This is a genomic window from Micromonospora sp. WMMD714, from assembly GCF_029581315.1.
Classification (GTDB): Bacteria; Actinomycetota; Actinomycetes; order Mycobacteriales; family Micromonosporaceae; genus Micromonospora; species Micromonospora rifamycinica.
On the sequence record NZ_CP120744.1, the window covers coordinates 3,631,533 to 3,651,703 of the forward strand.

Sequence of the window (20,171 nt, forward strand, 5' to 3'; positions counted from 1 at the left end):
CGTGGGGAGGGCGTGACCGGTTCACCACTGTCGGTGTTAACCCGCCCCGCACTTGCCGATCGGCGCGAACACGCCCGTCTACCGGCTTCCCCATCCTCCTCATAGCGTGGCGAGTGGACAAGACCGACGGGAGGACGAGGCGGTGGTGATGGTGTGGCGGAACGCGCTACGGGTCGGGGCGGTGCTGGCCTGCCTCACGGGGACAGGGCTCGCCGGGCCGGCACCGGCTTCGGCGGCGGACCGCTTCGCCACCGAGCTGAGTGGCCTGCCGGACGAGTTCACCGCCGGTGACCAGGTACGAACGGTCTCGGCGGTGGTGTCCCGCAAGGGCAACGGCGGGTGTGTGAAGGTCCGCTGGTCGATGGTGCTCTCGGTGCAGGGGCTGCGACTGGACCAGGTCAAGATGGACCGGGTGGAGGAGACCGGGTCGTTCCCGTTGGAGATCCGGACCGAGGGTGCGGTGGCCCGGCTGACCGACCGGCAGCTCGACCCGGGCACCCTCTGCCCGGACCGCACGGTGACCGCCACCTACCGGGTGGCCTTCGCCGAGGACGTCACCCGCGGCCGGATCACCATGGCCGCCGAGGCGTACGACCCGAACCTGCGGCTGCTCGCCCGGCAGAGCGCCACCCGGCAGGTCGTCGGCACCGCGCCACCGCCCACCACGGCGGCACCCGAGCCGACCACCGCGTCGCCGGAGCCGACCGAGGAGGTGCTGGAGCCGACGGAGGAGGCCGAGCCGACCGAGGAGGCCCTCGCCGAGGTGCCGCCACCGGCCGCGGCGAACCGGTCGGCCAACCAGAGCGGCGGCTTCGGGGTGGTGCAGGCGGCCTTCCTGCTCGGCGGGCTGCTGCTCTTCCTCGGCGTCGGCCTGCTGATGCGGTTGCGGCAGCTCACCCGGACCGCGGCCGACGGGGTGGAGGGCGGCGACGACCGTCCGGTCCGTCGCCCGGTCCGCTGGACCACCGTCCGACGGTGATCGGGGGCCGCCGGGGCCGGGTGGCGCCACCACCCGGCCCCGGCGGGTTTCACTTCCCGAACACCTGGAACTCGGCGATCCGCACCTGGTCACGCGCCGGGCTGGCGGTCGCGCAGTCGGTCCGGGTCGCCGGGTCGTCGTCCTGCTCGCCGGCGTACGCCGGCCCGCCGGTGCACTGACTGGCCAGCACCTCCAGCCGGACATGGGTGGCGACGGTGCTGGACACCCGGAACGACCGCAGGATGATGTCCCGGCTGTAGGCCCGGTACCTCCCGCCCGGGAACGCGTCGTCGGCGCTGGTGTAGATCCGGGTCCAGCGGGTCGGGTCGGCACAGTCGGTGGTGGTCGCGTTGCACGTGGACACCGCGAACGACCGCAGCGCGCTCAGCGCGTTCTGCGCACCGGGGTCGGCGTCCCCGGTGATCGCCGGGCGGAGCATCGCGCTGACGTTGACCCGTTGCACCGGCTGCGGCGTGCCGCCGGGCAGGGTCACGGTGACCTGTCTGCCGGCGACCCCGGTCAGCGACGCCCAGTTGGTGGCCTCGGTGTCGTCACCGATCCGGTCGAGGTTCACCCCGTCACCGGCGATCGTCGCCCCCGACGCGGTGGACGCCAGGTTGCGGCTGAGCCGCAGGTCGACGTACCCCTGCTGGCCGGCCTTGGCGACCACCTCGAGGCGCTGGTGGCCGAAGCCCGGGGCGACCGCCAGCACCTGGTACGTCCCGGCGACGGCCTCGAAGGTGGCCGGTAGCGGGGTGGCCGGGTCGGTGTCGGCGACCGGGGTGGCCCGCGCCTCGTAGTCGCCGACGTAGAGTCGGACCGGGGCGTCCGTGCTGTCGCCCCGGGTGCGCAGGGTCAGCGTGGCGTTGCCCCCGGCCGGGCTGGCGAAGCTGGGCGTCGGGTCGGTGTCGGCCGCGCCGACGGTGGCGGCGTCCCGGCCCATCCCGGAGCGGGCGAACTCGGCCCAGATCAGCTCCTGGTTGGCCCCGCCGAAGCGCAGCCGGTCGGCGGTGAGCAGGTTGTCCCGCATGTCCAGCATGCTGACCTGGCTGGCCGCCTGGAGCAGGAACGAGTCGAAGACCAGCTGTACCCAGCGCCGGTTGCCCGGGCAGTTGTCGGCGGCCACCCGGCCCTGGGCGCAGTCGAGCTGCCGTGCCGGGGTGCCCAGGCCGTACTTCTTGACCAGGGCGGCGCGGATCCGGAAGTTGGTCGCGCCCCAGATCTCCCCGTCGGCGTGCACCGCCGGGCCGCCGGTGTTGTAGCCGACGTCGGAGTAGTTGAGCGGGCTGCGGCTCAGGTCGTAGTTGCGGATGCCGCTGACCAGGTTGCCGGTGACGTAACCGCCGGTGACGAAGGGCGTCTCGCCGGGGGCGCGCAGCCCGTGTTCGTAGAGGTACTCGGCGGCGAGCAGGTCGCTCCACGACTCGCCCATCGCCCCGCCCTGGTGTCCGCCGATCCCGGTGTCCGGGCCGGCGATCATCCGGTTGGTGATCGCGTGGGTGTACTCGTGGCCGATCACCGTCATGTCGTAGTCACCGTCGACGCACGGCGGGTACGGCCCACCGGCCTGCGGCTGCCACAGGTACATGTTGGTGCTCGGCGGCAGCCCGTCGCGCGGGGTGGACTGGTTGGCGTTGTTCCGGTTGCCGCTCAGCGCGCCCTGCTGGGCCCGCCCCTGCTCGGCGTCGGAGCCGAGGCCGGCGCCGCTGACGTTGACCGCCTGGAGGTTCCAGGTGGCCTCGGTGAAGCCGAGGTGCCAGGCCCAGTCGTGCATCCGGTTGTGCATGGCGAACAGGTTGGCGGTGGCGGCGTCGGCGTCGTTGCGCTGGGCGGAGGTGAACGCCGCCGGGTTGCAGCGGGACTGGTGCCACTGGTCGGTGAACGGGTACTCGTACCGCCGGTCCGGGCGGTCGGGGGCGTTGACCATGGGGCTGCCGGCGCCCCAGGAGACCACCGTGTTGGCGGAGTTGCCCCGGGTGGTGCCGGTGGGCGTCCCGGTGGCCAGGTCGACGTCCCAGGGCTGCCCGCTCGCCGGGTCGCTGAAGGCGGCGACGCAGTCGGGTGCGGGGCTGGCGCACCAGCGGACCCGGGGGTCCTCCCCGGGGGCGAGGTCCTGCGGCGGGGTGGCCGGGTAGACCGCCCAGCTCGGGTTGTCGGAGTCGAAGTCGACCAGGTCCTCGCGGACCAGCACCGCCCCGCTGATCCCGTCGACGTAGGTGGTGAAGGCGGCCGGATGGTCGCCGTCCCGGCCGATCAGGGTCACCTCGTACGCGGCCCGGTTGCCGTCGACCGGGGTGGGCACGGCGACCTGGCGCACCCGGTGGCTGGCCACCCCGGCGGCGTCCAGGCCGGCGTCGGCGAGGGCGGCGGCGTACGCCTGCTCGGCGGTGCGGGTGGCCGGGGCGGGGGCCGAGGAGTCGCGGGAGAGCGAGGAGCTGACCGAGAGCACGGTGCCGTCGGCGACCGCCACGGTCACCAGGCCGTCGTGGCCGGCGGGCAGATCCCCGAAGCGTTGCCGCAGGGTGACCACCGCCCCGTCGCCGATCCGCCGGACCAGCACCCGGTCCAGTGTGGTCACCGCGTCGGCATCCAGCCCGAACAGGTCACGTTGCGTGGTGAGGTAGCGCCGGGCGGCGGTCTCCGGGTCGGCCGGCAGGCCGGTGGCGAGCCGGGCCGGGCCGAGCGCGTGCGGGGTGCCGAACCGGTTCCACCGCACCGGGACGTCGGCGGCCCGGGCCAGGCCGCGCTGGCGGGCGTCGGGGGTGGCGGTGCCGGTGCGGTTGTCGACGTCGGCGGCCTGGTGGCGGTCGTCGGCGAACGAGCCGGAGCGGCCCGGGGCCGGGGCCGGGGTGCCGCCCGGTGCGGCCGTGGCGGTGCCCCCGCCGGGCAGCAGGGCGGCGACCACGGCGGTGGTCGCCAATACGGGAACGAGCCGGCGTCGCAGCCGGCTCGTTCGGGGTGTCCACTCCGGTCTGGGCACGGAACCTCCTTGTGGGAGCGGGACCGGCGCGACGCCGGCCCGAGGCAGGCGTGGGTACGCATGCGAATACGTGACTACCAGGCCGGCCCGACGGAGGCAATGGCCGCGGGGTGCCCGACTCAGACGAGCTGGACCGGGTCGAGGCCCAGTTCCCGGGCGGTGACCAGCCGGATCCACTCACCGAACTGCCGACGGGAGATGACCCGCTGGTGGACGGCGAGCTGAACGGCGAGCCCGTCCATCACTGCGTTGATCCGCCAGGCGGCCCCGGCCGGGTCGGCGCAGTCGAAGGTCCCGTCGGCCACCCCGGCCGAGATCACCGCTGCCAGGTCCTGTCGCCAGCGCAGGTCGAGCCGGCGACAGACCTTCTCCAGTTCCGGGGTGCGCAGCGACTCGGCCCAGCCGTCGATCCACATCGTCCAGGGGCGGCCGGTGGGGGTGTAGAGGCGCAGGATGCGCCGGAGCTTGGTCAGCGGCGGGGTGGTGGCGCGGAGCACCGCGTCGAGCCGGGCCAGCTCCTGCTCGACGGCGTACGCGAAGGCCTGGGCGAGCAGCCGTTCCTTGGTGGCGAAGTGGTAGAAGACCAGTGCCTGGCTGACTCCGGCGGCGGCGGCCACGTCGGCGGTGCGGGTGTTGGCGAGTCCACGCTCGACGATCACGTCACACGCGGTGCGCAGCAGGGAATCCAGGCGGACATCGGCGGCGGCACGTCTCGTCACGCCGCTACGGTAACCTATCAACACGAGCACAGGGAGTTACCGAGCCGCCCGATCGGGCAGGTCGGAGTCGGAAGCCGGACAGCACGCCGTCGGCGCGTCGGGAGTGTCCCACCACGACCGGGGCCGGCGGACGCGGCCCGGACTGGCGACCCAACCTCCTAGGATGCTCTACGGGCGGTGGCGGCGCGCACCCGCGCGTGGGCCGGACGCGCCGTCGGGCGGCCCGAGTTGGCATCGGTCCGACCGCTCGGCTAGAGTTTCCATCCGTCACCGGGTGAGCCCGGGGGCACGCGGACGTAGCGCAGCTGGTAGCGCATCACCTTGCCAAGGTGAGGGTCGCGGGTTCGAATCCCGTCGTCCGCTCGGAGCTGCCGCCACGTATTTGACGGGGGCAACCTCGGTGGGGTGGCCGAGAGGCGAGGCAACGGCCTGCAAAGCCGTGTACGCGGGTTCAAATCCCGTCCCCACCTCGGTAACAAGCACGGGCGATTGGCGCAGTGGGAGCGCGCTTCCTTGACACGGAAGAGGTCACTGGTTCAAACCCAGTATCGCCCACACGGTCAGTAGGGCCACCTCCCGAGATCGGGAGGTGGCCCTACTGCTTTCCTCGGTCCACCTCGTCTTTCCCCGTCCACCGCGTCGCCGGCCGAGGATCGGCGCCTCTGGCGTGACCGGGGAGCCGGCACCCCGCCCGTCCGGGCGGTCCTCCCGGCTGATGGGAGATGATCGCTCTGCGTCGATGCGATGCCTATCCTGGCTCCGACTCTGCCGAGGGACGTCGCGACGCCGGGTGGGTGGGGCATGGGGGAGACCGGTCGGGAGGCGCTGCTCGCGTTCGCCGACGAGCTGCGGCGGCTGCGACAGCGCGCCGGCGCCCCGTCGCTGAACACGCTGGTCGCGGTCGCCGCCCGCCGGGGCAGGCCACTGGCCCGCTCCACCCTCAGCGACAAGCTCAACGCCAAGTCGCTGCCGGACTGGGACTTCGTCGTCGACTACCTGGGGGCCTGCGTCGCGTACGCCGAACAGGCCGGCATCCGGCTGCCCGCCGAGCTGACCGACCCGGCCGGGTGGGAGACGGCGCACTGGCGGATGCTGGGGGCGGCGGACGCGGCGCGGGCCGACGAACGCCTCGCCGCCGCTGCCCGCGCCGAACGAGGTCGCCGGGCGCGTGTCGGCTCCCCGCCGGCGGCCCCGGCCGAGCAGACCCCGGCTGCGCTCGTGCCCCGCCAGCTACCGGCGGCGGTACGGCACTTCGCGGGGCGGACCGCCCCGCTCGCCGCCCTGACCGCGCTGCTCGCCGAGCCGCCCGGCCCGCCGGGCACGGTGCCGATCTCCACCGTCGGCGGTACGGCCGGAGTGGGCAAGACCGCCCTCGCCGTGCACTGGGCACACCGGGTCGCCGACCGGTTCCCGGACGGGCAGCTCTACGTCAACCTGCGCGGCTACGACCCCGAGTCGCCGGCACTGAGCCCGGCCGAGGCGGTCGCCGGTTTCCTGGAGGCCCTCGCGGTACCCCCGGAACGCATCCCCGTCGGGTTGGCGGCGCAGGCGGCGCTGTACCGCAGCCTGCTCGCCGACCGGCGGATGCTGGTGCTGCTGGACAACGCCCGCGACGCCGACCAGGTGCGGCCGCTGCTGCCCAGCTCACCCGGCTGCCTGGTCCTGGTGACCAGCCGCAGCCAGCTCCCGGGGCTGGTCACCGCCGAGGGTGCCCGCCCGCTCCCGTTGGACGTGCTGTCCCCGACGGAGGGGCGTGAGCTGCTGACCCGCCGGCTGGGTGCGGACCGGGTCGCGGCGGAGCCGGCGGCGGTGGACCGGATCGTCGCCGCGGCGGCGGGGTTGCCGTTGGCGCTGGCGATCGTGGCGGCGCGGGCCGCCACCTACCCGGACTTCCCGCTCGCCCGGCTCGCCGCCGAGCTGACCGCCACCCGGGGTGCCCTCGACGCCTTCAGCGGCGGGGAGACCGACGTCGACGTGCGGGCGGTGCTGTCCTGGTCGTACCGGGGTCTGGATCCGGTGGCGGCCGGGCTGTTCCGGGTGCTCGGGACGCATCCCGGCCCCGGCGTGTCCGTCGCGGCAGCCGCCAGCCTGGCCGCCGTCGCGCCGGCCGAGGTACGCCGGCCGCTGGCGGTGCTGACCCGGGCGAACCTGCTCAGCGAACACACCCCCGGCCGGTACACCCTGCACGACCTGCTGCGGGCGTACGCCGTCGAGCTGGCTGTGGCCACCGACTCCGCCGCGCTCCGGGACGCGGCGCTGCGCCGGCTGGTCGACCACTACCTGCACACCGCGTACGCGGCTGCTCTGCTGCTGCACCGGCACCGCGACGACATCGACCTGCCGGCGGCGCAACCCGGGACGGCGGTGCTGGTGCCGGCCGACCGGGACGAAGCCTGGGCGTGGCTCGCCGCCGAACACCGGGCGCTGCTCGCCGCGATCGGCCTGGCCGCCGAGAACGGCTTGCCCACCCACGCCTGGCAGTTGGCGTGGAGTGTGAACACCTACCTCGACCGGGTGGGCGCCTGGCCGGACCAGTCCCGCGCCCAGGAGTGGGCGCTGCGGGCCGCCACCGCGGCCGGCGACCGGGACGGCCAGGCCCGCGCCCACCGCAACCGGGCCGTCGCCTGCCTGCGTCTCGGCGCGTACGACGAGGCCCGCGACCACCTGGAGCGGTCCCGACACCTGTACGCCGAACTCGGCGACGGGGTCGGCGGTGGCCGTACCGAGCTGAACCTCGGCATCCTCGCGGAGCGCCAGGGCGACCACCGGCGGGCGCTCGAGCACGCACAGCGGGCGCACCGCCTGTTCGAGGACGCCGGGCACGCGCAGGGGCAGGCCAACGCGCTCAACAACATCGGCTGGTACCACATCCAGCTCGGCGACCACCTCCGCGCGCTGGACTACTGCGGGCGGGCGCTGGTGCAGCAGCAGCAGGCCGGGAACCGGTACTGGGAGGCGCACGCCTGGGACAGCCTCGGCTTCGCGCACCACCAGCTCGGCCGGCACGGCGACGCCGTCGACTGCTACACGCACGCGCTCGCGCTGTGGCGGGAGGCCGGCGAACGGTACTACGAGTCCGTCACGCTGATGCATCTCGGTGACAGTCACCGGGCCGCAGCCGCGCCCGCCGCCGCCCGGGTCGCCTGGGCGCAGGCCCTCGACGTGCTCGACCGGCTCGGCCACCCGGACGCCGCCCTGGTGCGTGGCCGGCTCGACGGGCCGCCACCCGCCCCACGATAGTCTCCCGGGAATCCACTGTCCGGTGATTTCCCGGACGCTCCGGAAGGGCCGGAAACAATTGTTGCAGGTGGCGGGAGTCAGGCCGTCGGCGGCATCCGGGAAAAGCCCGGAAAGTGTGCGCGACTGCGGACGTCGTGCCAGCTCAGAAGACCTTTACTGCATTTCTTTACGCTCCGGGTCAATAACGTCGACGACAATTTACTGATGACTGTCAATTTCTCCGGAGTCGTTGTCCGATCTGCTGTCGGTTGGCGAGCCTGTTGTTCCGTGGTTCCCTGTCGACCGAAAGGACAACCGTGATCCCCCACAGAATCGGACGCCTCCGCGCGGCGGCGGCCGGGGTGGCGCTGGCGCTCGTCGCCACCGCCGCCGGTGTGCCACCCGCGCAGGCCGCCCCGCCCCCGTCGACCGCACAGGCGGCGGCGTCGCAGGTCGTCGGCTTCACCGTCGGCCTGGACGGCCGCCTCTACCTGACGTCGTCGACCGGAGTCAGCCCGTTCGGTCCCACGGCGGTCGCCCCGCCCGGCGCCGACGTCAGCGCCGTCCGACAGCCCGACGGGAACACCGCCGTGTTCACCGTCGGCACCCAGGGTGGCCTGGTCGCCGCCGTGACCAGCTCGGCGACCTCCACCATCACCGTCTACCGCGACGGGGCGGGCAACCTCGCCCCGCCCGGGGCCCGGCTGACCGCGTTCACCGCCCCGGACGGCTACGTGTACGTCTTCTTCGTCGGCGTCGACGGCGCCGTCTACAGCACCTCGTACTCGCGGGTGGTACGCCCCGGTGCCGGTCCGCAGCGCGTCTCGGTGCCCGGCGTCGCCCCGCCGGGCGCGGTACTCGCCGGGTCGTGGCAGTCCAGCGGGCCGGGCGCGTTCTTCGTCGGCACCGACGGCGGGCTGCGTCACCTCGCCCGGACGGGCGGCACCTGGCAGACGTCGTCCGTCGGCCCGTCCGGTGTCGCGGCGGCCGGCAGTGGGGTGGCCTCGTTGGCCGGTGGCGGTGTGCAGGCCTACTACGCCGGGTTGGACGGCCGGCTCTGGCAGGTCAGCCCGGCCAGCGGTGGACCGCCCGCCCCGTGGAACCGGGTGGCCGTGTCCGACGTCGGCGTGGTGCCGGTGGGCGCCGCGCTCGCCGCGACCCGCCCCGTCGACGGCCCGACCGGGGTGTACTTCGCCGACGCCGCCGGTGCGGTGCGGATCGTGACCAACGCGGCCGGCGGGTGGCAGGCGTACGTCGTCACCGGCCCCGCGTTCGCCAAGCCGGGTGGGTCGATCTCGGTGCTCACCGTCGGGGACTACGTCTACGCGGGTTGGTGCGGCAACGACCTCTGGTGGTGGCTGCTCTGGTGGTGGCGGCGTCCGCCGCCTCCCCCGCCGCCGCCGTTGGGGGAGATCCTGCCGATACCGCTCGACTACCCGATCCAGTACGGCGCGAACGTCTCGCTGACCCTGTACCGCTAGGCGGTCGGTGGCCGACCGGGGCAGGCGCGTCCTGTCCCGGGTGGGACGGCGAGGTGCTGTCGGCGTGCGGTACCCCGTCGATGAACCGGGCGATCGCTGCCCGGGGCGAAGCGGTGGGGTCGCCGGACGGGCGATCTTGCCATCGGGTAGAGTTCGGGGCGTCGCCGGGGAAACCGGGCGGCACGCGGACGTAGCGCAGCTGGTAGCGCATCACCTTGCCAAGGTGAGGGTCGCGGGTTCGAATCCCGTCGTCCGCTCTCGACCACGGGCGATTGGCGCAGTGGGAGCGCGCTTCCTTGACACGGAAGAGGTCACTGGTTCAAACCCAGTATCGCCCACCAGAGCATCGCGAAGGCCCCGGCTCACTGAGCCGGGGCCTTCGTCGTGACGGTGCGGGGTGGGTCAGCTGTTCCAGTGGTCGGTGACGAGGTCGGCGGCCTGCTGTTCCCACTGGGCGTAGTGGTCGGGGTAGGCGGAGACCTGGACGGTCTGGGCGGCCTTGGTCAGGGGCATGTCCTGCCAGCCGTCGACCTGCTTGAGGCCCTTGAGGAACGCGGTGGTGGCGTATTCGGGGTCGGTGATCTGCTCGACGGTGCCCCAGCCGGAGGAGGGGCGTTGCTGGAACAGGCCCTGGGAGTCGTGGTCGTTGCGGTCACCGAGGTGGCCGAGGTTCTCCAGCTTCGACTCCTGCAGAGCGGTGGCGATCGACACCACGGCGGCGCGTTCGTCCATGCCCGCCTTCTTCGTCGCGGCGATGATGGCCTTGACGTTGGCGGTCTGCTCGTCGTCGAGGTCGATGCGGGACTGCTCGCCCTGCACACCGTGCGGGATCAGCTTGTCCATCGCCGGCTTGTCGGCCTGCACCACGGCCACGGGCCGGGTGTCGATGGTGGGGGTGTCGGTGAGGTTCAGCGGGCCGGCGGCGATGCCGCCGGCGACGGCCAGACCGGCGATACCGAGGACGCTCTTACGCAGCACGGTGGTCTTCATGGGGGATGCTCCTTCGGGGGTCGACGCCCCTCCGGCCGGGGCCGGGGTGCCCGTGTGGGGACGGGCGGGAGTCGGGGCGTGGGCACCACGTCGGGCGCTCGTGCGGGGGTGGGGTGCTGGGGTGCGGCGGGGCCTGCCCGGGGGGCGGCCTCTCGTGCCGAGTCAGGTGTAACGACCGGCGGCCCTGGGTCATTCCACCGGGGCGGCGGGACCTGCCGGGCTGGGGTCCTGCTGCGGTCGTACAGAGGGTGTAACGACCGCGGGTGCCGGGTCATTCCATCGGTGCTCGCCGGATCGAGCCTGGTAGCAGGACCTGTCGGGCCGTCTGGCGCGGGTGGTTCCGTCGGGGCCGGTGTGGTCTGCGGGGCCGGTGGGTCAGGTGGCCCCGGAGAGCCTCATGCCTGGGCGTCATGAATATGCCTGACCGGCATACCGGTGTCCGGGAAATCAGCCGTCCTCCGGACCTTTCCCGGCGATCCGGTGGCCGGCGGGGAGGCGGGTTCTGCCGATGGCAGATCCGCTACCGGTGAACAGGGCGCCCCATCGGCGTCCCGGGCCGGCAGGGTGGGACGCATGAGACTGCTGATGCTGGGCGGCACCGGGTTCGTCGGCTCCGCCATCGTGGCCGAAGGGGTACGCCGGGGCTGGACGGTGACGATGTTCAACCGGGGCGTACACGGCGACCCTCCGCCGGGCGTACACCGGTTGCGGGGTGACCGGACCGCGCCGGACGGGCTGGCCGCGCTGGCCGGCGGCGACTGGGACCTGGTGGTCGACACCTGGGACGGCATGCCCCGCGCGGTACGCGACGCCGCCCGGGCACTGCGCTCCGCCGGGCACTACGCCTACGTCTCCAGCTGCTCCGTCTACGCCATGCCGGTGCCGGCCGGGGCGGGGGAGGAGGCGACGGTGGTGGAAGCGGCCTCCGACGACCCCCGCGACGACGACTACGCCCGGTGCAAGGCGGGCGGTGAGCGGGCCGCGACGGAGGTGTTCGGGGAGCGTGCGCTGCTGCTGCGGGCCGGGTTGATCCTCGGGCCGGGCGAGGACGTCGGCCGGTTGCCGTGGTGGCTGCGGCGGGTGGCCCGGGGTGGCGACGTCCTCGCCCCCGGCCCGGCCGAACTGCCCGTGCAGTACGTCGACGTCCGCGACCTGGCGGCCTTCGCGCTGGACCGGGCCGCCGAGGGTGTCGGCGGCGCGTTCAACGTGGTCAGCCGTCCGGGGCACAGCACCATGGGTGAGCTGCTGAGTGAGGTGGTGGCGACGACCGGATCCGACGCCCGGCTGCGCTGGACCGACCCGGAGCCCATCCTCGCCGCCGGGGTGGAACCCTGGAACGACCTGCCGGTCTGGATTCCCCCGGGCCACGAGTACCGGTGGTTGCAGGAGCTCGATGTCGAGCGGGCGTACGCGGCGGGGCTGGCCTGCCGCCCGGTGGCCGAGACGGTCGCCGATACCTGGCGTTGGCTGGACCGGGTGGGGGCGGTCCCGCCGCGCGCGGGGCGACCGGTGCGGGCGACGATCGGCCTGGACCCGGCACGCGAGGCCGCCCTGCTCGCCGCCGCCGGGCCGATCTGACCCACCGCTACCGCCGCCCGGGTGCCGTCGCCGGCACCCGTCGTCGGGCCGGCATCGTCAGCCCGGTGCCACCGCCACGTCCAGCACCTCGTCCACGCTCCGCCTCGGGGTGGCCACCCCCGGCTGGCCGTACCCGATCCGCATCACCATCTGCGGCGTGCCGAAACGCCCCAGCGACAGTCGCAGCGCCTCCCGGGCCCCCGACACCTCGATCGGCTGCGACAGCATCGACACCGCGAGCCCCGCGTCGGTGGCGGTCAGCAGGACCCGCTGTAACGCCTGCCCGGCGAGCACCTGGTCGACGACCGTGTTGCCGGCCGCGCCGAGCACCGCCACCAGTGGTTCCGGTTCGAAGTCGCGGCCGGGGGCGCGGTCCAGGCCGCCGAAGCCGCGCGACGGCAGCAGGTCCTGCGGCTCGGTCTGCGGGCCTCCGGCGCGGGCCGGCACCCCGTCGGGGGCGGGCTCGGTACGCACCCAGTCGGCGCGTTCGGCCCGGTAGGCGGGATCGCGTTCGAGCACCCGGTGGGCGCTGCGGGCGATCTCGGCGAAGGCGTTGACGGCGCTCACCCCGATCACCAGTTCCAGCCAGCACTGCTCGGCGCGGGCCGCCTCACCGAGCCGCCAGCGGGCGTCGGCGGGCACCGGGTCGGGCCAGAACGGTGCCCGGTTGCTGAACCGGCGGCCGATGGCCGCGTACAGGCTCTGCTCGGTGGGGGTGGGGCGGCGCGGCAGGTCCGGGACCAGCCGGGCCAGCACGTCCGGGTCGGCGGGGTAGGGCCGCAGCCGTACCGTCGCCGGGGTGCCCGCCACGGCCAGGGACAGCCGCAGGTTGAACAGGGCCGCCCCACCGGCGATCCGGGTACCCCAGCCGCTCGGGTCGGTGGCCGGCAGCCGGCGGGTCGGGTCGACGCAGACCTCGATCGCGCCGTCGCGCAGTCGGAACCGCCACGGCTGGGTGTTGTGCAGGGAGGGGGCGCGGACGGCGTCCGCAGCGGCGGCCCGTAGCTGCGCCTCGGTGTACCCGGTGCCCATGGTCGTGCTCCTTCCGTGACGGTTCGTGCCGCTCCACCCCGAGCGGGGAACGCGTCGCCCCGGCCGGCCGACGCCGACCCGGTTCCCGGTGGTGGTTCCCCTCCACGGTCCGTCACCGGGGGATGGGCTGGGCAGGGCCGGACGTCCCGACCCGCCGGGCCGCCCTTCCCGTACGACGTGCCAGGTTAGGGACCTTCGACCCGTGCGCGGGCCGGTCCGGGCGGGTAGAAACGAGGGATGATCCGGGTGTTCCTTCTCGACGACCACGAAGTCGTCCGCCGTGGCCTCGCCGACCTGTTGCAGAGCAGCGGCGACATCGAAGTGGTCGGCGAGTCCGGCTCCGCCCAGGAGGCGGCCCGACGGATTCCCGCCCTGCGGCCCGACGTGGCGATCCTCGACGCCCGGCTGCCCGACGGCAACGGCATCGACGTGTGCCGGGACGTGCGGGCGGTGGACTCGTCGATCAAGGGGTTGATCCTCACCTCGTACGAGGACGACGAGGCGCTGTTCGCCGCGATCATGGCAGGTGCGGCGGGGTACGTGCTCAAGCAGATCCGGGGCACCGACCTGGTGGACGCGGTGCGCCGGGTCGCGGCCGGGCAGTCGCTGCTCGACCCGGCGATCACCACCCGGGTGCTGGAACGCATCCGCAGCGGCGTCGAGCAGCCGCGCGAGCTGAAGACCCTCACCGAGCAGGAGCGCCGCATCCTGGAGTACGTGGCCGAGGGGCTGACCAACCGGGAAATCGCCGGCAAGATGTTCCTGGCGGAGAAGACGGTGAAGAACTACGTCTCCAGTGTGCTGGCCAAGCTGGGCCTGGAACGCCGCACCCAGGCCGCCGTGCTCGCCACCCGCCTGCTCGGCCAACGCCACTGACCCACCGCCGCGCCGGCCGCTGAGCGGGATCCGCCCGGCGGTGGCGGCCGGTTGAGCGGAAGCCGACCGGCGGCCCGGATCAGTCGCGCAGCGGGACCGACCAGCAGAGCTGGGTGCCGTGCGGCTCGACCCGGCGTACCTCGAACTCGCCGCCGTGCCGCTCGGCGCGTTCGCGCAGGTTCACCAGGCCACCCCGGGCGGCGGCCGGGTCGCAGCCCACCCCGTCGTCGGTGACCGTCACGGTGACCCGGCCGGCGTCGACCCGGACGGCGACGGCGACCCGGTTGGCCTCGGCGTGGCGTACCGCGTTGGACAGCGCCTCGCGGAGCACGGCGGTGAGGTCGGGGCGGACCGGCTCCGGCACGGCGCTGTCGATCGGGCCGTCCAGCTCGACGGCGGGCCGGAAACCCAGCGACCCGGCGGCCACGTCGACCGCCTCCCGGATCTCGGTGCGCAGCGCCGCGCTCATCGGGGTACGCAGCTCGAAGATGGTGCGGCGGATGTCCCGGATGGTGGCGTCGAGGTCGTCGACGGCCGCGTTGATCCGCTTGGCGACGTCGGGCCGGGCGTGCATCGCGCCGCTCTGCAGTTGCAGCCCGGTGGCGAACAGCCGCTGGATCACCACGTCGTGCAGGTCCCGGGCGATGCGTTCGCGGTCCTCCAGGACCACCAGCAGCTCCCGTTCCTCCTGGCCCCGGGCCCGCTCCATGGCCAGCGCCGCCTGACCGGCGAAGCTGGCCAGCAGGGTGACGTCGGCGTCGGCGGCCCGGCCGGCGTCGGGCCGGTGGGCCACCACCAGCACCCCGTGCAGGGTGTCGGCGGCGGCGAGCGGGGAGACCACGGCCGGGCCGGCGACCACCGGCACCGGCCAGGGTGCCGCCTCGGCCAGGTTGTCGAGCAGTTCCCGGCGACGTTCGGTGACCGACCCGGCGAAGCTGGTCTCGCCGGCCGGCAGGAGCGCGCCGACCAGCGCCGTGGTGTCCCCGTCGGCGGAGTCGACCACCTCGACGGTGAACTGGCCGGCGTCCTCGTCGTAGAGCAGCACCAGCGCCAGCTCCGCCTCGGCGACCTCGCGGGCGCGGCGGGCCACCAGGGTCAGCGCGTCGGTCCGGCGTACCTCGCCGAGCAGCACCGAGGTGATCTCGGCGGTGGCGGCCAGCCAGCGTTCCCGACGGTGGGCCAGCGCGTAGAGCCGGGCGTTCTCGATGGCCACCCCGGCGGCGGCGGCCAGCGCCACGACGATCTCCTCGTCGTCCTCGGTGAACTCCGGGGCGCCCTGCTTCTCGGCCAGGTAGAGGTTGCCGAAGACCTGCTCGCGGATGCGGACCGGCACCCCGAGGAAGCTGTGCATCGGCGGGTGGTGCGGCGGGAAGCCGTACGACTGGGGGTGCTGGGTGATGTCCGGCATGCGGACCGGGCGGGGCTCGTCGATCAGCAGCCCGAGCACCCCCCGCCCGTGCGGCAGGTCGCCGATCCGGGCGTGCGTCTCGGCGTCGATGCCGTGGGTGATGAAGTCGTGCAGCAGCCGGTCCGGCCCGATCACACCGAGCGCGCCGTAGCGGGCCCCGACCAGCTCGCAGGCGGCCTGCACGATCCGTTGCAGGGTGCTGCGCAGGTCGAGGTCGGTGCCGATGCCGACCACCGCGTCGAGCAGCGCCCGCAGCCGTTCCCGGCTGGTCACCACGTCGCCGACCCGGTCCAGCATCTCCTGGAGCAGCTCGTCGAGCCGGACCCGGGACAACGGGCTCAGCCCCAGCGAGGGGGTCGGGTGTTCGTTTCGGGGGGTGGGCGTGCTGGCGGTCACCCGGGCGATGTTACCGCCCGGTGACCGCCCGGCACGAGATCGTCAGGACCGCTGGTCGCGGACCGCGGAGGTGTCGACCACCTGGGCGGCGGGCAGCCGCGGGGTGTGCGGCGGGCCGGCGTGCGCCGGGTCCGCGATCCCGATCCGCAGCACCAGGTACGGGTAGCCGAGCCCACTGAGCAGGCGCCGCAGGGTCTGCCGGGTGCCAGCCACCTCGACCACGCCGGACAGCGGCACCACCGACGCCCCGTGCCGGGTGGCGGTGAGCCACAGCGCGGAGAGCGCCTCGCCGGCCCGCAGCCAGCTGTCCGGCTCGTCCTCGTCGCCGTAGAGCAGCCCGTACCCGGCGGCCTTGTCGTGCCCCGGGCCGACCGGCAGGTCACCGGGGCTGCCGAAGTCCCGGGCCGGGACGGTGGTCTGCGGCTGGTCGTGCGGCAGCACCTCCGGCGGCAGGCCGGTGCCGGTGCCGGCCCGGTGCGTCCAGTACTGCAACTCCTCGCGGGTCTGCGGGTCCTCCGCCTCGACCGTGCCGGCGTGCGAGGCGGTCGCGGCCAGCTCCATCACCTGGTCGGCGTCGAGGATCTGCAACCGGGAACCCTCGGCGTCGGCCGCGCGGACGATCTCGTCGAGCACCCCGACGGACACCGGCTCGTCGCTGACCGGCCGGCGGTCGGTGTGCCGCACCTGCATGCACTGCACCAGGCGCATCGCCTCCGGGTCGCCGCCGGAACGGGTCAGGCCGGTCAACCGGGCCAGCAGGTCCGGCTGCTGCGGGTCGGGCAGCCGCTCGACCACCGCCGTCCAGCCCTCGGCGGCGAGCGCCACCCGGGCGTGGTGCAGGGCCGCGCCGCAGCTCACCGCCGTCAGCCGGCCCTCCGGGTCGGTGGCCGAGAGCTGCCGTTCCCGGACCACCCGCAGCTCCAGGGCGTCCGGCAGGACCCGCCAGCGCCACGGCTGCGTGTTGTGCACCGAGGGGGCGTGACCTGCCGTCGCCGCCGCCTCCGCGAGCGCGGTGGTCAGCGGGCGGTCCGTCGCGGGCGTCTGGTGGCTCATCGGCACGACCTTTCCGTCTCTTTCCCATCGTGCCCCACCCCGTCGGCCCCGGGGCGGGGATACCGTTCCATCCTGGCCCGCCGACCCGGCCCCGCGCACGGTCCGCAGGTCCCCCCTCGGGGGCATTTCGGCCCTGCGGTTTCCCGGTTCCCGGCCCCCGCCGGCCCCCTGCTGGGACGATCCGCAGGTGGACGCGGCACCGCAGGAGTGTGTTCCGCGGCGGCCGGTCGACCGGCGTCCGGTGCGCTGGCGCGAGTGGACGCCCCTGGCCCTGCTCGGCGGGGCGTTGCTGGTCGGGGCGGCGCTGTGGCTGACCGGGCGGCGCGGCCCGGCCGACGCGGTGTGGGCGGCGGCGACCCTGGGGGCGCTGGTGCCGGCGGTCGGGGCGGTGCTGCGTCAGTGGTGGCGGCGGCGGTTCGGGGTGGACGTCATCGCCGTGCTGGCGCTGGCCGGTGCGCTGCTGGTCGCCGAGTACCTGGCCGGGGCGGTGATCGCGGTGATGGTGGCGACCGGCCGGGCGCTGGAGGCGTACGCCCGGGGGCGGGCGACCCGCGACCTGCGGGCGCTGCTGGCGCGGGCGCCCCGGCAGGCGCGGCGGCGCACCCCGGACGGGGGGATCGAGGTGGTTCCGCTGGACCGGGTCGCGGTGGGGGACGACCTGCTGGTCGGGCCGGGCGACGTGGTGCCCGTCGACGGGGTGCTCGCGGCCCCGGCGACGCTCGACGAGTCGGTGGTGACCGGCGAGTCGCAGCTGGTGGGCCGGGCCGCTGGGGAGCAGGTGTCCAGCGGGGTGGTCAACGCGGGTGCCGCCGTGGGCCTGCGGGCCACCCGGGACGCGGCGGGCAGCACCTACGCGGGGATCGTCCGGCTGGCGCGGGAGGCGACCGCCCACCGGGCGCCGACGGTCCGGCTCGCCGACCGGTACGCGGCGGCGTTCGTGCCGTTCACCCTGCTGCTGGCCGGGGTGGCGTGGTGGTGGTCGGGGGAGGTCGTCCGGGCGGTCGCCGTGCTGGTGGTGGCGACGCCGTGCCCGCTGCTGCTGGCCACCCCGATCGCGATCGTCTCCGGGTTGTCCCGGGCGGCCCGCCGGGGCGTCCTGGTGCGCGACGGCGGCGCGCTGGAGCTGCTCGGCCGGGCCCGCACCCTGCTGGTCGACAAGACCGGCACGCTGACCGCCGGGCGCCCCCGGGCGGCGGAGACGGTGGCCGCCCCCGGCGGCGACCGGGACGAGGTGCTGCGGCTGGCCGCGTCGGTGGAGCAGCTCTCCCCGCACGTGCTGGCGGTGGCGCTGGTGGGGCAGGCCCGCGAGCGGCGGCTGCGGCTGACCACGCCGACGGAGGTGACCGAGGAACCGGGGCGCGGGGTCAGCGGCCGGGTCGACGGCCGGCCGGTGCGGGTCGGGCAGTTCACCGGCGACCTGCCCGACTGGGCGGAGCAGGCCCGGGAGCGGGCCGAGCTGGCCGGCTGGTCGACGGTGTGGGTGAGCGACGACCACGGCCCGCTCGGCGCGGTCCTGCTGGAGGATCCGGTCCGCCCGGACGCCCGGCGGACGGTACGGCGGCTGCGGGAGGCCGGGCTGTCCCGGCTGCTGCTGCTCAGTGGCGACCGGCCGCGTACCGCCGAGCAGGTGGCCCGGCTGGTGGGGGTGGACGAGGCGCTGGCCCGGTGCTCCCCGGAGCAGAAGGTGGCCCGGGTCCGGCAGGAGGCGGGGCGGGCGGTCACCGTGATGGTCGGCGACGGGGTGAACGACGCTCCGGCGCTGGCGGCGGCGCACGTCGGGGTGGCGATGGGGGCGACCGGGGCGACCGCCTCGGCGGACGTCGCCGACGCGGTGATCACCGTGGACCGGTTGGACCGGCTCGCCGACGCCGTCGAGATCGCCCGGCACGCCCGCCGGATCGCGGTGCAGAGCGCCGCCGTGGGGATGGGGCTGGCGGTGGCCGCGATGCTGGTCGCCGCCGCCGGTCGGCTGCCGCCGGTGGCGGGCGCGTTCCTCCAGGAGGGCATCGACGTGCTGGTGATCCTCAACGCGCTGCGGGCGCTGCGCGGCGGGCTGCGTCGTCCGGACGTCCCGCCGGCCACCCGTGCCCTGCTCGACCGGTACGCGGGCCAGCACGCCGGGGTACGGGACGTGCTCGCCCGGGTACGGGACACCGCCGACCTGGTGGCGACCCGGCCGACGGCCGAGGGGTGCCTGCCGGCGCTGCGCGACACGCACCGCCGGCTCACCGACGAGGTGCTGCCGCACGACAGCGCCGAGGAGCAACAGCTCTACCCGGCGTTGGCCGGCCCGCTGGGCGGGGAGGTGACGTCCACGATGAGCCGGGAACACGTGGAGATCCACCGGCTGGTGGACGCGCTCGGCGGTCACCTGGCCCGGGCGGACGGGCGGTTGCGCCCCGACCAGGTGCCCGACCTGCTCGCCAGCCTGTACGGGCTGGACGCGGTGCTGCGCCTGCACCTGGCCCAGGAAGAGGAGGACTACCTCGCCCTGGACCCCGACCCGCCGGCCCCGAGCCGTTGATCCGGGCGGCGGGCGGCCCGGATCAACGGCCGGTCAGCGTTCCCGGACGACGGCGACCGGGCAGTGCGCGTGCTGGATGAGCTGCTGGCCGACCGAGCCGAGGAGCATCCCGCGCAGCCCGCCCCGGCCCCGGCTGCCGACCACCACGAGCTGCGCCTCCCGGCTCGCCTCGACGAGCGCGGCGGCCGGTCGGGCCGGGGCGATCTCCACCGTGACCGGCAGCCCGGGGAAGGTGTCCCGCCAGCCGGCGAGGGCCTGTTCGATCTCGGCCCGGTCCGCCGCGAGCCGGGCCTCGGCGTCCGGGTCGGAGGGCCGCCAGCGGTCGTCCGGCGGCTCGAAGGCGCGCAGCACCCGCAGTGCCGTCTCCCGTTGCGCGGCCCGTTCCACGGCGAACCCGAGCGCGGTGCGGGCCTGCTCGGAGCCGTCGTAGCCGACCACCACCGGGCCGGTGACCTTGGCCTGGGCCTCCCGCACCACCACGACCGGGCAGTGCGCGTGGGCGGCCACCGAGACCGCCGTGGAGCCGGCGAGCAGGCCGGTGAAGCCGCCGTGGCCCCGGCTGCCGAGCACCAGCAGCCCGGCCTCGGCGGAACGCTCCTCCAGCACCAGCGCGGGCGGGCCGTCGTAGACCCCACCGTGCACGGTGACGCCGGGCCACGCGGCGGTGGCGTCCGAGGCGGCCTGCCGCACCAGCTCCTCGACCTGCCGGCGGGCGGCGTCGTCCGGCCATACCCCGGGGGCCACCCCGGGGCCGACCCACCCGGCGACGGTCAGCCACTCGAAGACGTACGCCAGGCGGACCGGGCGTCCGCTGCGCTGCGCCTCGGCCAGCGCCCAGTCCAGGGCGACCCCCGCGTCGGCGGAGCCGTCGTAGCCGACCAGGATCTCGTCGGAAGTCATCGTCTCGTCCTCTCAGCTGTGCGGGGCGTCGGGTGG

Annotated in this window: 13 protein-coding genes and 5 tRNA genes; 11 read left to right on the top strand and 7 right to left on the bottom strand. The window is 74.9% G+C overall.

What is annotated here, in order from left to right:
- The first annotated feature begins 106 nt into the window (after positions 1 to 106).
- Entirely contained in the window at positions 107 to 979 is an 873-nt protein-coding gene (locus O7625_RS16150; RefSeq protein WP_231932740.1) for a hypothetical protein, read from the top strand.
- Between the two features lie 49 nt (positions 980 to 1,028).
- On the opposite strand, the gene O7625_RS16155 is transcribed toward O7625_RS16150, so the two are convergent.
- On the bottom strand, positions 1,029 to 3,959 hold the full coding sequence (locus O7625_RS16155) for a M36 family metallopeptidase (protein ID WP_282339614.1): 2,931 nt from the start codon (positions 3,957 to 3,959) through the stop codon (positions 1,029 to 1,031).
- 119 nt (positions 3,960 to 4,078) lie between these two features.
- Entirely contained in the window at positions 4,079 to 4,678 is a 600-nt protein-coding gene (locus tag O7625_RS16160; RefSeq protein WP_067315129.1) for a TetR/AcrR family transcriptional regulator, read from the bottom strand.
- Between the two features lie 290 nt (positions 4,679 to 4,968).
- Here O7625_RS16160 and O7625_RS16165 point away from each other — a divergent pair.
- The 7 genes from O7625_RS16165 to O7625_RS16195 all read left to right on the top strand — a co-directional run bounded on the left by O7625_RS16165 (position 4,969) and on the right by O7625_RS16195 (position 9,719).
- A tRNA-Gly gene (locus O7625_RS16165) sits at positions 4,969 to 5,041 on the top strand.
- 36 nt (positions 5,042 to 5,077) lie between these two features.
- Positions 5,078 to 5,148 (top strand) — tRNA-Cys (locus tag O7625_RS16170).
- Positions 5,149 to 5,161: 13 nt separating this feature from the next.
- Positions 5,162 to 5,233 (top strand) — tRNA-Val (locus O7625_RS16175).
- Positions 5,234 to 5,479: 246 nt separating this feature from the next.
- Positions 5,480 to 7,918 (top strand): tetratricopeptide repeat protein, encoded by a 2,439-nt coding sequence (locus tag O7625_RS16180; RefSeq protein ID WP_282339615.1) that lies wholly within the window; start codon positions 5,480 to 5,482, stop codon positions 7,916 to 7,918.
- A gap of 296 nt (positions 7,919 to 8,214) precedes the next feature.
- Positions 8,215 to 9,378 carry a hypothetical protein gene (locus O7625_RS16185; protein ID WP_282339617.1) on the top strand — a complete coding sequence of 388 codons (1,164 nt, stop codon included), beginning with the start codon at positions 8,215 to 8,217 and terminating at the stop codon, positions 9,376 to 9,378.
- Positions 9,379 to 9,562: 184 nt separating this feature from the next.
- Positions 9,563 to 9,635: transfer RNA gene (locus O7625_RS16190), tRNA-Gly, on the top strand.
- A 9-nt stretch (positions 9,636 to 9,644) separates the two neighbouring features.
- Positions 9,645 to 9,719, top strand: a tRNA-Val gene (locus tag O7625_RS16195).
- A gap of 61 nt (positions 9,720 to 9,780) precedes the next feature.
- Here the strand turns inward: O7625_RS16195 and O7625_RS16200 are convergent.
- A complete protein-coding gene (locus O7625_RS16200; protein ID WP_282339618.1) occupies positions 9,781 to 10,368 on the bottom strand; it encodes a hypothetical protein in 588 nt (195 codons plus the stop codon).
- A gap of 573 nt (positions 10,369 to 10,941) precedes the next feature.
- Between O7625_RS16200 and O7625_RS16205 the strand changes: the two genes are divergently transcribed.
- Complete coding sequence (locus tag O7625_RS16205) at positions 10,942 to 11,946, top strand: NAD-dependent epimerase/dehydratase family protein (RefSeq protein ID WP_282339620.1); 1,005 nt, start codon at positions 10,942 to 10,944, stop codon at positions 11,944 to 11,946.
- Positions 11,947 to 12,003: 57 nt separating this feature from the next.
- Here O7625_RS16205 and O7625_RS16210 read toward each other — a convergent pair whose 3' ends face one another.
- Positions 12,004 to 12,978 (bottom strand): nitroreductase, encoded by a 975-nt coding sequence (locus O7625_RS16210; protein WP_282339621.1) that lies wholly within the window; start codon positions 12,976 to 12,978, stop codon positions 12,004 to 12,006.
- A gap of 237 nt (positions 12,979 to 13,215) precedes the next feature.
- Between O7625_RS16210 and O7625_RS16215 the strand changes: the two genes are divergently transcribed.
- On the top strand, positions 13,216 to 13,854 hold the full coding sequence (locus tag O7625_RS16215; protein ID WP_067310092.1) for a response regulator transcription factor: 639 nt from the start codon (positions 13,216 to 13,218) through the stop codon (positions 13,852 to 13,854).
- A 79-nt stretch (positions 13,855 to 13,933) separates the two neighbouring features.
- Here O7625_RS16215 and O7625_RS16220 read toward each other — a convergent pair whose 3' ends face one another.
- Together O7625_RS16220 and O7625_RS16225 are read right to left on the bottom strand one after the other, a co-directional pair.
- A complete protein-coding gene (locus O7625_RS16220; RefSeq protein ID WP_282346967.1) occupies positions 13,934 to 15,604 on the bottom strand; it encodes a GAF domain-containing sensor histidine kinase in 1,671 nt (556 codons plus the stop codon).
- A gap of 96 nt (positions 15,605 to 15,700) precedes the next feature.
- Positions 15,701 to 16,711, bottom strand: a complete 1,011-nt coding sequence (locus O7625_RS16225) for a nitroreductase family protein (protein WP_282339623.1) — start codon at positions 16,709 to 16,711, stop codon at positions 15,701 to 15,703.
- 241 nt (positions 16,712 to 16,952) lie between these two features.
- Between O7625_RS16225 and O7625_RS16230 the strand changes: the two genes are divergently transcribed.
- Complete coding sequence (locus O7625_RS16230) at positions 16,953 to 19,235, top strand: heavy metal translocating P-type ATPase (RefSeq protein WP_348774017.1); 2,283 nt, start codon at positions 16,953 to 16,955, stop codon at positions 19,233 to 19,235.
- 33 nt (positions 19,236 to 19,268) lie between these two features.
- Here the strand turns inward: O7625_RS16230 and O7625_RS16240 are convergent, their stop codons facing one another.
- The gene (locus O7625_RS16240; RefSeq protein ID WP_282339625.1) at positions 19,269 to 20,135 is read right to left on the bottom strand and encodes a universal stress protein; all 867 of its coding nucleotides are present in this window, start codon (positions 20,133 to 20,135) and stop codon (positions 19,269 to 19,271) included.
- Positions 20,136 to 20,171: the final 36 nt, after the last annotated feature.

Excerpts from the sequence above, each read along its gene's own strand:
- O7625_RS16180 (WP_282339615.1), top strand. The coding sequence starts at position 5,480 with ATGGGGGAGACCGGTCGGGAGGCGCTGCTCGCGTTCGCCGACGAGCTG.
- O7625_RS16200 (WP_282339618.1), bottom strand. The coding sequence starts at position 10,368 with ATGAAGACCACCGTGCTGCGTAAGAGCGTCCTCGGTATCGCCGGTCTG.
- O7625_RS16205 (WP_282339620.1), top strand. The coding sequence starts at position 10,942 with ATGAGACTGCTGATGCTGGGCGGCACCGGGTTCGTCGGCTCCGCCATC.
- O7625_RS16210 (WP_282339621.1), bottom strand. The coding sequence starts at position 12,978 with ATGGGCACCGGGTACACCGAGGCGCAGCTACGGGCCGCCGCTGCGGAC.
- O7625_RS16215 (WP_067310092.1), top strand. The coding sequence starts at position 13,216 with ATGATCCGGGTGTTCCTTCTCGACGACCACGAAGTCGTCCGCCGTGGC.
- O7625_RS16225 (WP_282339623.1), bottom strand. The coding sequence starts at position 16,711 with ATGAGCCACCAGACGCCCGCGACGGACCGCCCGCTGACCACCGCGCTC.
- O7625_RS16240 (WP_282339625.1), bottom strand. The coding sequence starts at position 20,135 with ATGACTTCCGACGAGATCCTGGTCGGCTACGACGGCTCCGCCGACGCG.